This is a genomic window from Microbacterium sp. NPDC087868 (assembly GCF_044900755.1).
GTDB classification, from domain to species: Bacteria; Actinomycetota; Actinomycetes; order Actinomycetales; family Microbacteriaceae; genus Microbacterium; species Microbacterium galbinum.
Genome location: NZ_JBJDNO010000001.1, coordinates 771,313 through 785,832 on the forward strand (window position 1 = coordinate 771,313; position 14,520 = coordinate 785,832).

At 69.8% G+C, this 14,520-nt stretch carries 11 protein-coding genes; 4 read left to right on the forward strand and 7 right to left on the reverse strand.

Annotated elements, in window-relative coordinates; all coding sequences use genetic code 11:
- The first annotated feature begins 174 nt into the window (after positions 1 to 174).
- Positions 175 to 2,058, forward strand: coding sequence for a chorismate-binding protein (locus tag ACI2JZ_RS03875; RefSeq protein WP_404596557.1), 1,884 nt, complete (start codon positions 175 to 177; stop codon positions 2,056 to 2,058).
- 9 nt (positions 2,059 to 2,067) lie between these two features.
- Here the strand turns inward: ACI2JZ_RS03875 and ACI2JZ_RS03880 are convergent, their stop codons facing one another.
- Positions 2,068 to 3,381 carry a M50 family metallopeptidase gene (locus ACI2JZ_RS03880; RefSeq protein WP_336640541.1) on the reverse strand — a complete coding sequence of 438 codons (1,314 nt, stop codon included), beginning with the start codon at positions 3,379 to 3,381 and terminating at the stop codon, positions 2,068 to 2,070.
- Between the two features lie 61 nt (positions 3,382 to 3,442).
- On the opposite strand from ACI2JZ_RS03880, the gene ACI2JZ_RS03885 reads away from it, so the two are divergent.
- Positions 3,443 to 5,065: a Mur ligase family protein gene (locus tag ACI2JZ_RS03885; protein WP_404596558.1), complete on the forward strand. Its 1,623-nt coding sequence runs from the start codon at positions 3,443 to 3,445 to the stop codon at positions 5,063 to 5,065.
- A 3-nt stretch (positions 5,066 to 5,068) separates the two neighbouring features.
- Here ACI2JZ_RS03885 and dxr read toward each other — a convergent pair whose 3' ends face one another.
- Both dxr and ACI2JZ_RS03895 read right to left on the reverse strand, forming a co-directional pair.
- Positions 5,069 to 6,151 (reverse strand): 1-deoxy-D-xylulose-5-phosphate reductoisomerase, encoded by a 1,083-nt coding sequence (gene dxr, locus ACI2JZ_RS03890; RefSeq protein ID WP_404596559.1) that lies wholly within the window; start codon positions 6,149 to 6,151, stop codon positions 5,069 to 5,071.
- Positions 6,152 to 6,186: 35 nt separating this feature from the next.
- On the reverse strand, positions 6,187 to 7,209 hold the full coding sequence (locus ACI2JZ_RS03895; RefSeq protein WP_247632426.1) for an FKBP-type peptidyl-prolyl cis-trans isomerase: 1,023 nt from the start codon (positions 7,207 to 7,209) through the stop codon (positions 6,187 to 6,189).
- 89 nt (positions 7,210 to 7,298) lie between these two features.
- Here ACI2JZ_RS03895 and ACI2JZ_RS03900 point away from each other — a divergent pair, with 89 nt between their 5' ends.
- Positions 7,299 to 8,096 (forward strand): lysophospholipid acyltransferase family protein, encoded by a 798-nt coding sequence (locus ACI2JZ_RS03900; RefSeq protein WP_404596560.1) that lies wholly within the window; start codon positions 7,299 to 7,301, stop codon positions 8,094 to 8,096.
- A 14-nt stretch (positions 8,097 to 8,110) separates the two neighbouring features.
- On the opposite strand, the gene ACI2JZ_RS03905 is transcribed toward ACI2JZ_RS03900, so the two are convergent.
- Positions 8,111 to 8,605 carry an OsmC family protein gene (locus tag ACI2JZ_RS03905; protein WP_247622769.1) on the reverse strand — a complete coding sequence of 165 codons (495 nt, stop codon included), beginning with the start codon at positions 8,603 to 8,605 and terminating at the stop codon, positions 8,111 to 8,113.
- A gap of 86 nt (positions 8,606 to 8,691) precedes the next feature.
- On the opposite strand from ACI2JZ_RS03905, the gene ACI2JZ_RS03910 reads away from it, so the two are divergent.
- Positions 8,692 to 9,687 carry an asparaginase gene (locus ACI2JZ_RS03910; RefSeq protein WP_404596561.1) on the forward strand — a complete coding sequence of 332 codons (996 nt, stop codon included), beginning with the start codon at positions 8,692 to 8,694 and terminating at the stop codon, positions 9,685 to 9,687.
- Between the two features lie 4 nt (positions 9,688 to 9,691).
- Here the strand turns inward: ACI2JZ_RS03910 and ACI2JZ_RS03915 are convergent, their stop codons facing one another.
- The 3 genes from ACI2JZ_RS03915 to ACI2JZ_RS03925 form a co-directional block, all read right to left on the reverse strand.
- Positions 9,692 to 12,574, reverse strand: a complete 2,883-nt coding sequence (locus ACI2JZ_RS03915; RefSeq protein WP_404596562.1) for an FtsK/SpoIIIE domain-containing protein — start codon at positions 12,572 to 12,574, stop codon at positions 9,692 to 9,694.
- Positions 12,575 to 12,632: 58 nt separating this feature from the next.
- The gene (locus tag ACI2JZ_RS03920; protein ID WP_336640546.1) at positions 12,633 to 13,436 is read right to left on the reverse strand and encodes a protein phosphatase 2C domain-containing protein; all 804 of its coding nucleotides are present in this window, start codon (positions 13,434 to 13,436) and stop codon (positions 12,633 to 12,635) included.
- 78 nt (positions 13,437 to 13,514) lie between these two features.
- Positions 13,515 to 14,498 (reverse strand): aldo/keto reductase, encoded by a 984-nt coding sequence (locus tag ACI2JZ_RS03925; RefSeq protein WP_404596563.1) that lies wholly within the window; start codon positions 14,496 to 14,498, stop codon positions 13,515 to 13,517.
- Positions 14,499 to 14,520: the final 22 nt, after the last annotated feature.

The window sequence follows — 14,520 nt, forward strand, 5'->3', positions numbered from 1 at the left end:
GGGCCGTCATCCGCCCGGCCGGCGCACCCCCGGTGTGGTAGTTTCGCCCCATGCTCGCGAACTTCACCTGGTGGCCCGCCTCCTAGGCGGTGTGTTCGCGTTCCCACGAATCCAGACCGCCTCCGGGGCGGTCTTTTCGTTGCGCCGAGCCGGAGCCCTGCACAGGAGACATCGATGACCCTCTCACGACTCGCCGCGCTCACGGCCGACCCGCGTTCTTCCTTCGTGCTGATCGCGCGCGATGGCGCCGACACCGTCGAGCTGCTCACCGGCGAGGTGGTCGACGTCGATCTGCTCGCCGACATCCCGCTGACCGTCGACGGAGCCGCCCGCGAGGTGTTCGCCCTCGTTCCGTATCGCCAGGTGCGCGAGCGCGGTTTCGTCTCGCAGGACGACGGTGCGCCGCTGCGCTGCATCGTCGTCGACGAGCATCTGCACCTCCCGACGCCCGACCTCCTCACCGCGCTGCCCGAAGCGCGGATCCCCCTGCACGACGACGGCTTCGACATCGCCGACGACGAGTACGCCGCGATCGTCGAACGCGTCATCGCCGACGAGATCGGCCGCGGCGAGGGCGCGAACTTCGTCATCCGGCGCGACTTCACCGCACGCATCGACGTCGACGAGCGCACCGCGGCCCTCACCTGGTTCCGCGCACTGCTCACGCACGAGCGCGGCGCCTACTGGACTTTCGCCGTCTTCACCCCCGGTCACATCGCCGTCGGCGCCAGCCCCGAGGCGCACGTCGTCGCACGCGACGGAATCGTCACGATGAATCCGATCTCCGGCACGTTCCGCCACCCCGCGGGAGGAGCGACCAAGGAGACACTGGTCGACTTCCTGTCATCGACGAAGGAGACCGAGGAGCTCTTCATGGTCGTCGACGAAGAGCTCAAGATGATGAGCGCGGTCTGCTCCGACGGCGGTCGCATCACGGGACCGCACCTCAAGGAGATGTCCCGGCTCACGCACACCGAGTACATGTTGCGGGGCCGGAGCCGACTCGACCCGCGCGACATCCTCCGCGAGACGATGTTCGCCCCCACCGTCACCGGGTCTCCCATGCAGAACGCCTGCGCGGTGATCCACCGGCACGAACGCGAACCGCGTGGCTACTACTCCGGCGTCGCCGCGCTCTTCACCCCGAACGTCGACGGCGGTCATGACCTCGACGCCCCCATTCTCATCCGCACCGTGTACCTGAAGGGCGGGGAGGTGCGGGTGCCCGTCGGAGCGACGCTCGTGCGCCACTCCGATCCGCACGGTGAGGTCAGCGAGACCCATGGGAAGGCTGCCGGTGTGCTCGGCGCCATCGGGGCGATCGATCGGGACCGTGTCGCCGAGGAGCGCAGCGATGCGGATGCCCCGGGCGCCCCGCTGACGCTCGCCGACGACCCCACGGTCGCGGCGCTGCTCTCCTCGCGGAACGCACGCCTGGCGGATTTCTGGCTGAACCCGCAGGGCGATGACGATTCGGGTCCGTTCGCCGGGCGCACCGCACTCGTCGTCGATGCGGAGGACCGCTTCACCACGATGCTGGCGCATCAGCTGCGGCACCTGGGTCTCGACGTGCGGATCGCCGCGTGGAGCGATGTGCACGACGCCGATATCGACGCGGTCGACCTGGTCGTCGCGGGTCCCGGTCCGGGAGACCCGCGCGACACCGAGAGCCCGCGCATCTCGCGGATGCGCGACGTCGTCGCGCGCCGCCGCTCGGCGGGGGCACCGCTCCTCGCGGTCTGCCTCAGCCACCAGATCCTCGCCGATTCCCTCGGCATCGCGCTGACCCCGCTGGATGCCCCCCACCAGGGTCTGCAGAAGTCGGTCCCGGTCTTCGGGGAGGACGCGTCGATCGGCTTCTACAACACGTTCACCGCGCGGGTCTCCCCCGGTGCGACCGTCATCGGCGACGCCGAGGTCTCGGCCGATTCCACCAGCGGCGACGTCTACGCTCTGCGTGGGCCGCGCTTCTCATCGGTGCAGGGGCACCTCGAGTCGATCCTGTCGCGCGACGGCATCCGCACCCTGGAACGCCTCGTCGCTCACGCACTCCGCTGAGCGGGGACCCTACTGCAGGAAGTTCACCGGGTTGAACAGATCGGCGAGGAGCAGAAGTGCGCCCATCCCGATCAGCAGGACCGCGACCACGACGGTGAGCGGCACCAGCTTCGTGGCGTCGACCGGTGCCGGTGGCGGGCGGCGGAACAGTCGCGCCCATCCGCGCTTGATCCCCTCCCACAGCGCGACGACGATGTGACCGCCGTCGAGCGGCAGCAGCGGGATCAGGTTGAAGACGAAGAGGGCGATGTTCAACGAGCCGAGCAGGTTCAGCAGCACGGCGAAACGGTTGAGCACCGGCGCATCGGTCGCGGCGACCTCACCGGCGAGCCGCCCGACGCCGACGACGCTGAGCGGTCCGTTCGGATCACGCTCGCTCCCGGTGAACAGGGAGACGCCGACGTCCCAGAGGCGCACGGGCAGCGTCGCGATCAGATTCGCGACACGGCCCACGTTCTCGATGGCCATCTGGGGTCCGACCGACAGCGGCTGCGGGACGTAGCCCATCTGCGCGAACATCCCGACGTAGCCGACCTCCTTCACCACCGGATCCCCGGCATCGTCGAGGATCGGACGGCCACTGGCATCCGTCAGCGTGCGCTCGGCGACGATCGGGGTGATCTCGAGGTTCTGCTCGGTGCCGCCGCGCCGCACGACCACGTCGAGCGTCTCGCCCGGCGCCGCCTGCACGATCGCGGTGGCCTCGGCGAAGGTCGACACCGGGGTGCCGTCGATCGAGACGAGGATGTCGTTGGGCAGGATCCCGGCTTCGGCCGCCGGTGAGGCCGGGTCGTCGGCCGTGCACTCGGTCTGCGACGAACCGGCCGGCAGCACGCACTCCGTCACCGACGAGATCGTCGTGGTGCCCTGCTGCAGTCCGATCCCGGAAGCGAGAACCGTGAAGATGAGAAGCGCCAGAACGAGGTTCATGAACGGCCCGCCGAGCATGACGATGACACGCTTCCAGACCGGGAGCTTGTAGAAGACGCGGTCCTCCTCGCCCGCCGCGATCGTCTCGTCGTTCGCGGCGCGCGCGTCCTGGACGAGCGACCGGAAGATCCCTGTTGCTGCGCGGGAGTTCTTCGAGGCCGGGTACATGCCCGACATCGAGATGAACCCGCCGATCGGCAGCAGCTTGAACCCGTACTCCGTCTCGCCGATCCGGCGCGACCAGATGCGCGGCCCGAAGCCGATCATGTACTGGCCGACGCGCACGCCGAAGAGCTTCGCGGGCAGGAGGTGACCGATCTCGTGCAGTCCGATCGAGAGCGCGAGCCCGACCAGCATGAACAGGATGCCACCCACATAGAGCAGGGTTTCCACGCGCCAACGCTACTGCCTGGAGCCTAGGAATACGCCCGGCACGTGAGATCATGGAAGAGACATGTCGATTGAACAACAACCGAGCCTGCCTCCCGTGCTCCGCCCCGCGAACCCGCCCCGGCGTCAGCTGTCCGAACTCGCCTCCCGATTCGCTCGCGACACGCGCGGCGAGCTGCAGGGGGTGGCCGTCAGCGGCATCACCCTCGCGACCGCCGACCTCCGCGCGGGAGAGGCCTTCGTCGCGATCCGGGGCGTGAACCGCCACGGCGCCGAGTTCTCGGCCGCGGCCGCCGAGAAGGGCGCGGTCGCGATCATCACCGACGACGACGGCGCCGCGATCGCCGAGTCGGTCGGTCTCCCGATCCTGATCGTCGACGATCCGCGTGCGGTCCTGGGCGACCTGAGCGCCTGGGTCTACGGCACCGGGGCCGACGATCCGCTCCCCCTGCTCTTCGCGACCACCGGGACCAACGGCAAGACGAGCGTCTCCCATCTGCTCGCCGGTATCCTCGACCAGATCGACGTCGTCACCGGGCTCTCCTCGACCGCCGAACGGCACATCGCGGGCGAGGTCATCGTCTCGCGACTGACGACGCCCGAAGCATCCGAGTTCCACGCCCTCCTCGCCCTCATGCGCGAGCGCGAGGTCGAGGCCGTGGCCGTGGAGGTGAGCGCCCAGGCGCTCTCGCGCCACCGCGTCGACGGCATCCACTTCGACGTGGCCGGCTTCACCAACCTCAGCCACGACCACCTCGACGACTACGCCGACATGGAGGAGTACTTCGAGGCCAAGCTGCCGCTCTTCCGCCCCGACCGGTCGAAGCGCGGCGTCATCTGCCTCGACTCCCCCTCCGGCGCGATCGTCGTCGAACGCGCCGAGATCCCGGTCGTGACGGTGGGCACCCCGCTGATCGCCGCCGACCCGGAGGTCGCAGCGAAAGCGGACTGGGTCGTCACGATCGACGACGAGCGCGCCGCCGGCACCACCTTCACCCTCGCGGGCCCCGCGGGAACCCTCACGACGACGGTCCCGGTGATCGGCCCGCACATGGCCGCGAATGCCGCACTGGCGATCGTGATGCTCCTCGAAGGCGGCTACACCTGGGAGCGGATCGTCACGGCCCTCGAGCGCGACGGCGGCATCCGCGCGTATCTGCCCGGGCGCACGCAGCTCGTGTCGGGCGAACGCGGCCCGGCCGTTTTCGTCGACTTCGGCCACTCCCCCGACGCGTTCGAGAAGACACTCGCCGCCGTGCGTCGCGTGACGCCGGGACGCGTCGTCATGCTGTTCGGCGCCGATGGCGACCGCGACGCGAGCAAGCGATTCGACATGGCCCGCACGGCCGTGCAGGGCAGCGACATCCTCGTCGTGACCGATCACCACCCCCGCTTCGAGGATCCCGAGTCGATCCGTGCGACGCTGGTGGCGGGCGCACGGAAAGCACGCCCGGATGCCGAGATCCACGAGTACTCGCCACCGGAGACGGCCATCGTCGCCGCTGTCGAGCTCGTCGGGGACGGCGATGCGATCCTCTGGGCAGGGCCCGGGCACCAGGACTACCGCGATATCCGCGGTGTGCGCACGCCGTACTCGGCCAGGGAACTCGCCCGCCGCGCTCTGCGCGCGGCCGGGTGGCCGGTGCCGGACTCGCGTTGGCCCGTGCCCTACCCCGACGAGGAGTGAGGCTCAGGCGGCGGCGATCAGCCGGTCCGCCTTCTGCCGCGCCCAGAGTTCGGCCGCGGCGAGCGACTCCACCGTGAGCTGCTCGGGCGGTTCGTGCGCATCGACGACGCGGGCGATCGTGTCGACGATTCCCAGGAACGGCAGTCGTCCTTCGTGGAAGGCGTCGACCGCCTGCTCGTTCGCGGCGTTGTAGACGGCGGGGAACGTCGCTCCCGCACGTCCGACGGTCTTCGCGAGCGCGACGGAGGGGAAGGCCTCCTCGTCGAGAGGTTCGAAGGTCCAGGAGGACGCCGTCCTCCAATCGAGGGGGCGCCCCACCCCGCCGACGCGGTTCGGCCAGTCGAGTCCCAGCGAGATCGGCAGGCGCATGTCGGGCGGCGATGCCTGGGCGATGGTCGAGCCGTCGATGAATTCGACCATCGAGTGCACGATCGACTGCGGGTGCACCACGACGTCGATGTCGTCGTAGGCGATGTCGAAGAGCAGGTGCGCCTCGATGACCTCGAGGCCCTTGTTGACGAGGGTGGCGGAGTTGGTGGTGACCATGCGCCCCATATCCCAGGTCGGGTGGGCCAGGGCTTCGGCCGGCGTGACCTCGGCGAGCTCCTGCCGGGTGCGCCCGCGGAAGGGACCGCCGGATGCCGTGACGACGAGCCGACGCACCTCGGCGTGCGTTCCGCTGCGGAGCGCCTGCGCGATCGCGGAGTGCTCGGAGTCGACGGGCACGATCTGCCCGGGCCGTGCCGCGGCGAGCACCAGCTCGCCGCCCACGATGAGGGACTCCTTGTTCGCCAGGGCGAGCGTGCGTCCGGCTTTCAGAGCGGCGAGTGTCGAGCCGAGGCCGATCGATCCCGTGATCGCGTTCAGCACCACGTCGGCGTCGACGTCGCGCACGAGCTGCTCGGCCTCGACCGCCCCCAGAGCGGTGCTCTCGACACGGAAGCTCTCGGCCTGCTCGCCCAGCATCTCTGCGTTCGAGCCTGCAGCGAGACCGACCAGTTCGAAACGGCGGGGGTTGGCACGGATGACGTCGAGCGCCTGCGTGCCGATGGAACCGGTGGAGCCGAGGACGATGATGCGCTGCATGTCGTCAGCCTATGACACGCCCTCGGCTCCGCCGCTTACTGCTGGACCTGCTCCGGCGGGGTGGTCGCGAGGATGTCCACGACGAACACGAGGCTCTCGTTCTGGAGTTCGTTGCCCTCGCTCGCGCCGTACGCCTCGGACGGCGGCATCGTCACGATGACCTGCGATCCGACCTTCTGGCCTTCGAGCGCCTTCTTGAAGCCGGTTACGACACCCGTCGTGGGGAACTGCGCCGGCGCCGCTCCGCGGCTCCAGCTGGAGTCGAACTCTTCCCCGTCCGACCACTTGATGCCGCGGTACTGAACAGTGACGAGATCACCCTCGGCGACCGTCGCGCCGTCGCCCTGCTTCAGGACCGCGACCTTCGTCTCGGCCGGAGCGTCGCCGTCGGGGAGAGTGATGGTGGGGGCGCCGTCCGCGTCGAGCTCGACGGTGGGCATCCCCGCTTCGGGCTCGACGTCCGTACCCGATGCGATGGTCGGGAGCTTCTCGATCGTCTGGACGTAGAGCACGCTCGGGTTCAGGCCCTCCTGCGAGGCGGGGAGGGTGAGCACGACGCTCGACCCGACGGGGAGGCACTCCGCTGCGACCGTGAACACGGTCGACTGCGTGGGGTCGGAGATCTGCTGCTGCTGCGAGGCGAGCAACGCGGAGAGGATGCCGTCCGGGCCGCGCTCGGAGCTGCTCAGCACCTCGTTGGTCGTCGCGTCGACGAGCTGGTAACGCAGCGAGACGAGGTCGCCGGGAAGCACCTCGTCGCCGTCGCCCTCGGTGATCACCGAACGCTCGGGCTCGGTGATCTCGGTGCCTGCGGGGACCGTCACCTTCGCGTCGCCGTCCGTTCCCTCGACCGTGACGGCGTCGGATCCGGCACCGGATGCGAGGTCGGCGAGGCACGACGTCGCTCCCGCGGTCTCCTGCGGCGTGGCCGAGCTCTCCGGCTCAGCGCTGCCGGAGCAGCCGGCCAGGAGAAGGGTCGCCGCGGCGACGGTGGACAGGAGGAGGAGCGGACGCTTGCGCACAGTTGAGCCTTCGAGATCGCGGGCGGGACGCTTCATCCTCTCGCATTTCGCTTGGCCCGCGCTGGGAGACGCGACACAACCGCTTCATTCCAGTGCCGGCATGGATCTCGGAGTAGCCTTCTCTGATGACCTCTGAGCCGTCCGTGGACCCGGAATCGTCCCCCGCAGAGACCGCAGAGACCTCGAAGTCAGCGGAGCCTCGTCACGCCGGATTCGCCTACGCGCTGGGGCGCAGCATCATCAGCCCGCTCGCACGGCTGATCTATCGTCCGCGCGTCGAGGGCAAGGAGAACGTCCCGCGCACCGGGGCCGTCATCTTCGCCAGCAACCACCTGTCCTTCATCGATTCCATCGCGATCCCGGTTGCAGCCCCCCGTCCGGTGCATTTCCTCGCGAAATCCAGTTACTTCGAGGGCACCGGCGCCAAGGGCTGGCTCAGCAAGACCTTCTTCGAATCCATCGGAGCCATACCGGTACGCCGCGGTGCCGGACAGGCTGCTCTGGACGCACTCGACCTGCAGCGCCAGCTGCTCGATGAGGGACTCGCCGTAGCGCTCTACCCGGAGGGCACCCGTTCCACCGACGGTCGGCTCTACAAGGGCCGCACGGGCGTCGCCTTCCTGGCTCTGCAGACCGGAGCGCCCGTCGTCCCCGTCGGGCTCATCGGAACCGACAAGGTGATGCCGGTCGGCGCGAAGATCCCCACGACGAAGGAGCGCATCACGGTGCGTTTCGGCGAACCCCTCGATCTCGCCCCGCACGGCCCCGCGACGAGTGGTCGAGCGCGTCGTCTCGCGACCGACGAGATCATGGCCGCGATCCACGCGCTCTCTGGCCAGGAGCTCGCCGGGGCATACAACGAAGCTCCCGCGCAGGGAGCGATCGAGAAGATCAAGCAGGCTCTGCCGCACGAGCGTCGCTGACGGTCGTCGAGCGCTCAGCCGAGGGCGGTCACCGTGGCCTCGTGCCGCACGGGGAAGTTCATCGAGTTCGCGATGAAGCACCATTCGTTGGCCTGCACGTGCGCGCGCTCCGCGGCCTCGATCATGGAAGCGTCGGCGACGACGACCTGCGGGTGCAGCGTGACCTCGGAGAACGCTCCGCCGCCCGCGCCGTCTTCGCGCATCGTGCCGGTCGCGTCGTCGCGGTAGGAGAGGACGACCACGCCCGCGGTGACGCACGCGTGCAGGTACGAGAGCAGGTGGCATTCCGACAGCGATGCGACGAGGAGGTCCTCGGGATTCCATCGCGCGGGGTCGCCGCGGAAAGGCTTGTCGGCGGAAGCGAGGAGCATCGGCTTTCCCTCGACGGAGATCTCGACGTCGCGCCGATAGTCGCGGTAGCCGCTCGTGCCGGTCCCGGTGTTGCCGGTCCAGATGCTCGTGAGCGCATAACGGTGCTCTCCGAGGATGCGCGTTGCGTGTTCTGCCATGCTCCCCAGTGTGCCACCGGTAGCCGACACTCCCGGCGCCGCACTCGCTTCGGCGACTCGTCGGGCGGCGGGGATAGTCTGGACGGGTGCTGGAGACTCTCACCGTTCAGGATTCCGTCGAACTCGCCGTCGTAGAGCGGAGCGGCTTCGTCGAGTCGCGACACGCGGGAGCGGCGGTGGTGCTCTCCTCTGAGGGAGAGGTGGTCGCGCGTCTCGGCAACGCCGATGCGCTCATCCTGCCGCGCTCCAGCATGAAGCCCCTGCAGGCGGTCGCCTGCATCACGGCGGGAGCCGCGCTCGAGGGCGAGCACCTCGCTCTGTCGACGGCGAGTCACATCGGCACCGATCGGCATGCCGCCGCGGTGCGGGAGATGCTGACGGCCGGTGGTCTGAACGAAGACGCGCTCGCCTGCCCGCCGGCCTGGCCGAGCGACCAGGCGACCCGCGACGAGATGGTGCGGGAGCACGGTCAGCAGGCGAGCGTGCGGATGAACTGCTCGGGCAAGCACGCCGCGATGCTGCGCGCCTGCATCGCCACCGGCTGGCCCACGGAAGGGTATCTGGAGGAGGGCCACCCTCTGCAGGCGCACATCCGCGAGGTGATCGAGCGTCTCACCGGCGAGAAGATCTCCCACACGTCGATCGACGGCTGCGGCGCACCGGTCTACGCGATGACGCTGACGGGCCTCGCCCGCGCGATCCACCGGATCGGCACGGCATCGGATCGCTCGCCGTTCGCCCTCCATCGCGTCGCCGGTTCCCTGGTGCGCGCGGTGCGCGAGCACCCCTGGACCATCGAGGGTCCCGGACGGCCCGACACCGTCGCCATCGAGAAGCTCGGAGTCTTCGCCAAGGGAGGTGCCGAGGGCGTCATGGTCATGGTGGCCCCCAACGGCACGACCGTCGCCCTGAAGATGCTCGACGGCGGAGCACGCGCATCGACCATCGTGGCTGCGACGCTGCTCGCGCGAGCCGGGGCACTCACGGATCGTGATGTCGCCGACCTGGCCGACGTGCTCTCGCTCGACGTGCTCGGCGGCGGACAGCCGGTCGGTCGGGTTCTCGTCTCCCCCGGTATCTGACGCCTCATCCCCGACGTTCCCGCAGGCTCCGCCGTGTGCGGGGCTGGTCCGCTGGCGGCTGCGCACCGACGCTCGCTGCCGTCACGGGCGCGGGCTCACGTCTCCACGTTTCCCGCTCGCCGAGGAGCGCGGGAACCACGAGTCGTCGCGGTGCCTCGGCTCCACGCACCGCCCACACCCGTCCGGCGTGAAGCCGCGCGAACGGCGGCAGTTCCCGGAGCCCGACCAGCTGCCGGAGATCCGAAGGCCGCTCCGCGCGGATGAGCACCTCGCCTTCCGTGCGGACGCGCTGCCAGAGCGACCACTCGCGCTGCCAGGCATCGGCGTCGCCGAGAAGGACGACCGGCTCGTGTTCTCCGCCCGGGATCTGCGTGAAGCCCTGACCGGCACCGACGATGGCCCCCGACCCGATCACGCTCACCCGCGCGGAGGGGTACGCCTGCTGAACCGCGGAGACGAGCGACGCGGCCCCGGCCGTGACGATGGCATGGAGCCCCGCTCCCGGCTCCCAGCGCTCCGGCCCCTTACCACCGATCGCGCGCCCGTCACTCGCAGCTCCGTCGGGCTTCCAGAAGAACTGCGTCTCGTGCCCGTCGAGGCGAGCGCGGCCGGGTGGACGACGCTCGTCGAACGTCGCGCTCTCGCCGCCGGCGGCGACGTGATCGACCCTGCTCGCGGCGCGCAGCAGGGCTCGGCGCGGCAGCGCGTCGAGCACGCGCCCGACGGCTCCGCTCGACCGCGTCGCCGTGATCACGACGCTACTCCCGGTCGCACCGCGCAGGATCTGCTCCCACCGCTGCACCAGAGTCTGCGCATACTCGGGCGGCAGCTCCGCGGCACGGGCGTCGAGGTCGTCGCAGAGGACGAGCGCGGGCATCCGTGTGCGTCCCTCGACCAGCGACTGCACGACGTCCCACATCCGCTCCGGGTCGGCGGGGATCCACAGCGCCTCCGGGACCTGTGCGGCGAGCACGCGGAGAGCGGCGGTGCGCCCCGACCCGGGAGCGCCGATCACGGCGATCCCGCGATCCTGGCCCGCCCGGATGACGAGCCGCGGCTGCTCCTGCGACTCCGGGACGTCGGCGACTCCCCAGAGGATCTCCGAGCTCCCCGGCCTCGTCGCATCCTCCGGCAGCGGGATCACCTCGGCGAGCGGAAGCAGCCAGGGACTCGCGGGCCTGGGCAGGTGCGCCCAGCGATTCGCCACCCCGCTCAGGTCGTCTTCACGGGTCAACGCGACGCGAAGGGGTTCGGCATCGTCGTCCTGCGGGCGGCGCACGAGGCAGAGGCCTCGGGCGCTCACTCCCCCGGGGATCTCCGCCGCGGCCGCCGTCCCGATCATCGCGCGGCTGTCGGACGGATCGCTGACCCGAAGGCTGAGCCGCAACGGGCAGTTCGCGGCGAGGGAGTCCCTCACCACCCCGGAGGCGCGTTGGGTGCCGAGGATCAGATGCATCCCCAGCGCGCGGCCTCGCGCGGCGATGTCGGTGAACACCGCGCCGAGATCAGGATGGTCCTGCAGGAGGGCCGCGAATTCGTCCACGACGATCAGGAGTCGCGGAATCTCCACGTCGGCGATATCGCGCGCACCGGCTGCGGCGAGAGCGCCCTCCCGACGGCGCAGTTCGGCGCGCAGGCTCTCCACGCCGCGTCGCGCTCCCGCCTCGTCGAGATCCGTCATGACCGCGGTCACCTGGGCCAGCGCCCGGAGCGGTTCGAACGCCGTTCCGCCCTTGAAGTCGGCCAGGACGAAGTTCACTCGCTCAGGGCCGTACGACGCGGCTATCGCGGTGACCCAGGTCACCAGCAGCTCGCTCTTGCCGGTACCCGTGGTGCCGGTGACGATGGCGTGCGGACCGTCTTCGACGATGTCGACCTCTCCGTCCGCACCGGCTCCTCGACCGATGACCGCCCGCAGCCCTGATTCGGCCGGTGTCTGCACGAGCTGAGCGAACTCCACCGCCTCCGGCACGGCATCCGCCTCGTCGTCGGAGGCGAGATGGCGGGCGGCGATCGTCTCGAATTGCTGGCGGGACACCCCTTCGGCGGCGATCGTGACGACGCCCTCCGGGGTTCGGAGCGCGGCCTCCCGCGGTTCCTGCAGATCCAGGACGGTGAGGATGCCGTCGGGTACTTCTTCGCCGGACCGCGCCAGCCAGATCGTCGCGTCCGCTTCGACCTCCCGGATCGACGCGGGTCCGACACCGAGGCGGAATCCTCGCCGGAGGGACGACGAGTGCGGAAGCCCGGCGTAGTCCCCGTCGGGGAACCCCTCGCCGACGAGCTTCAGCTGTCCCGGCGCGAACCGCAGAGAGAGCTGCAGAACCAGCGCACGCGCCACTGCGAGGGTGAGAGGCTGCGGGCCCCGCACGCAGATTCCCGCGCCCAGGGGAACGATGATCGGAGCGGACTCGAGCACACGCGCACGTTCCTGGAGTTCACGTGCCCGCTCACCGTCACCACCGGTCGTACGGATGATGCTGGCGACAGCACCGGAACCGACCACGACGGGCGTCCTCGCCTCGGGCGGCTCCGTGCCGCGCAGCGGCGGTTCCTGCGTGCAGGTGGCCGCGTCGGGGTGCTGACCCCAGCGGCGGTGTCTCTCCTCCCCGTGCATCGAGGAGAGCTGTTCCTCCGCCACCGCCCATGACCGCTCATCCTCCTCGAGGATGCGTCGCTGTTCCCGACGACGACCGCGTCCCGAATCGACGAGCGAGGCCACCATCATCACGGGGCCGAGCGCGGCGAAGCAGAGGGAGAAGAGCGAGCCGGTGATCAGCCAGAGAACGACGCCGGCGACGACGGGCATACCGGCGGCGAGGAACGGCAAAGGGGCGCGTCGAGGCGGGACCTGCGTGGCCGGCAGCACGATCGGGAGGGGATCCATGCCCTCCATTCGACGGCATGGGGATCGGCGGAGGGTCTCCGCTCACAGGCGATCGGGGCTATTCGCCGTTCTCGTCCGTTGTGGAGGAGGAGTCCGCAGGATCGGTCACCTGGACGATGATGACGGTGACATTGTCTCGGCCGCCGTTCTCGAGGGCCGCGGCGAGCATCGCGTCGACGGCCGGCCCCGGTTCGGGGTTCTCCCGCAGGAAGTGCTGGATGCCGTAGTCGGTGAGCTCCTTGGTGAGTCCGTCGGAACAGATCACGAACCGATCGCCGGCGCGGACCTCGATCGTCAGGTAGTCCGGCGGCGTCAGCTCGCTCGCCCCGACCGCGCGTGTGATCACGTTGCTGTAGGGATGCCCTTCCGCTTCCTCCGGGCTCAGCTTCCCCGCCGTGATGAGTTCCTGGACGACCGAGTGATCGGTGGTCACCTGCACGAGGCGATCGTCGCGCAGGAGGTACACGCGTGAGTCGCCGATGTTCAGCGACACCCAGTGCGGCTCCCCGTCCTGAAGCTCCAGGAACACGCCGGTCAGCGTGGTCCCGGTTCCCTCGTCGGTGGTCTCGGGGTGATCCGCGATGTCCGCCACCGCGAGTTCGAGCGCCTTCTCGATCGCCGGCCGCTCCACGGATCCGTCATCGACCAGTGCCTGCAGCCGCTGAACCGTGCTGCGGCTGGCGATCTCGCCTCCTGCGTGTCCACCCATTCCATCGGCGACGATGAACAGCGGATACTCCGCAAGGAATGCATCCTGATTCGTGTCGCGGCGGCGCCCCTGATCAGTCGTGCCCGCCCAGGAGAGCAGCAGCGGGCGCTGCGCGACCGTGACGCTACGCGTCGTCGTTGTCGTCTCAGCCACGTGCTGCCTCCGATGGTCCCACGGCGGATCGGACGGCCGCGAGGTACTCACACATCGTAGTCGAATCGCTGGTTGCGCTCACACCTGCGCCCCCGGGTCCTGAGGCAGGGGGAAGAGCGCATCGATGACGGCGAGCTCCTCGGCGTCGGGTCGCCATGCATCGCCGGCGCGCGCATTCGACTCCACCTGCGCCGCCGACGTCGCGCCCGCGATGACACTGGAGACCGCGGGACGGGACAGCAACCAGCCGAACGTCGCCTCGACCATCGTGATCCCGCGTTCCTCGCAGAACACGCGATACGCCTCCAACGCCTCCCACGGCGCGTTCTCCCATACGTGACGCCGAGACGACATGATCCGGCTGCTCGCGGGTCCACCCTCGCGGGTGAACTTGCCCGTGAGCAGCCCGTTGTGGAGGGGGAAGAACGGGAAGAAGCCCAGCCCGTACCGTTCGACCGCGGGGAGGACCTCCCTCTCGGCGGCACGGGCGAGCAGCGAGTAGTGGTTCTGCGCCGAGACGAAGCGACCGCTCGAGCGAGCGGTGGAGGTGAACTCGGCCTCGGCGATCTGCCAACCGGTGAAGTTCGAGTGACCGTAATAGCGGACCTTGCCCTCACGGACCAGCTCGTCGAGAGCATCGGTGGTCTCGGCGATCGGCGTCTCGGGATCGGGCAGGTGCAACTGATACAGATCGATCCAGTCCGTCTGCAGACGACGCAGGGACTCCTCGACCGCGCGACGGACGTAGCGCCGAGATCCTCGGGCTGCGGGGAAGGCGTAGCCCATGTCGCGTTCGTGACCGAACTTCGTCGCGAGCACGACGCTGTCGCGTCGCCCCTGGAGGGCCTCCCCCATGAGCGTCTCACTCGTTCCGGCCACGGCGCCGTACATGTCCGCCGTGTCGAACAGGGTGATGCCGTTGGCGATCGCCGCGGAGATCACCTCGCGCGTGCCCTCGATCGTCTCGGTGGCGGTGCCGGCCCGCCCGAAGTTGTTGCATCCGAGGCCGGTGGCGGAGACGAGGAGTCCGGACGCACCGACGCGGCGCTGTGACATGACCATGCCCTCACGCTATCCCAGCGGC

Bases quoted from the DNA above. Each gene is read 5' to 3' on its own strand.
- ACI2JZ_RS03900 (WP_404596560.1), top strand. From the start codon at position 7,299: ATGACCTCTGAGCCGTCCGTGGACCCGGAATCGTCCCCCGCAGAGACC.
- ACI2JZ_RS03925 (WP_404596563.1), bottom strand. From the start codon at position 14,498: ATGGTCATGTCACAGCGCCGCGTCGGTGCGTCCGGACTCCTCGTCTCC.
- ACI2JZ_RS03895 (WP_247632426.1), bottom strand. From the start codon at position 7,209: ATGAAGCGTCCCGCCCGCGATCTCGAAGGCTCAACTGTGCGCAAGCGT.
- ACI2JZ_RS03885 (WP_404596558.1), top strand. From the start codon at position 3,443: ATGTCGATTGAACAACAACCGAGCCTGCCTCCCGTGCTCCGCCCCGCG.
- ACI2JZ_RS03915 (WP_404596562.1), bottom strand. From the start codon at position 12,574: ATGGATCCCCTCCCGATCGTGCTGCCGGCCACGCAGGTCCCGCCTCGA.
- ACI2JZ_RS03875 (WP_404596557.1), top strand. From the start codon at position 175: ATGACCCTCTCACGACTCGCCGCGCTCACGGCCGACCCGCGTTCTTCC.
- dxr (WP_404596559.1), bottom strand. From the start codon at position 6,151: ATGCAGCGCATCATCGTCCTCGGCTCCACCGGTTCCATCGGCACGCAG.
- ACI2JZ_RS03905 (WP_247622769.1), bottom strand. From the start codon at position 8,605: ATGGCAGAACACGCAACGCGCATCCTCGGAGAGCACCGTTATGCGCTC.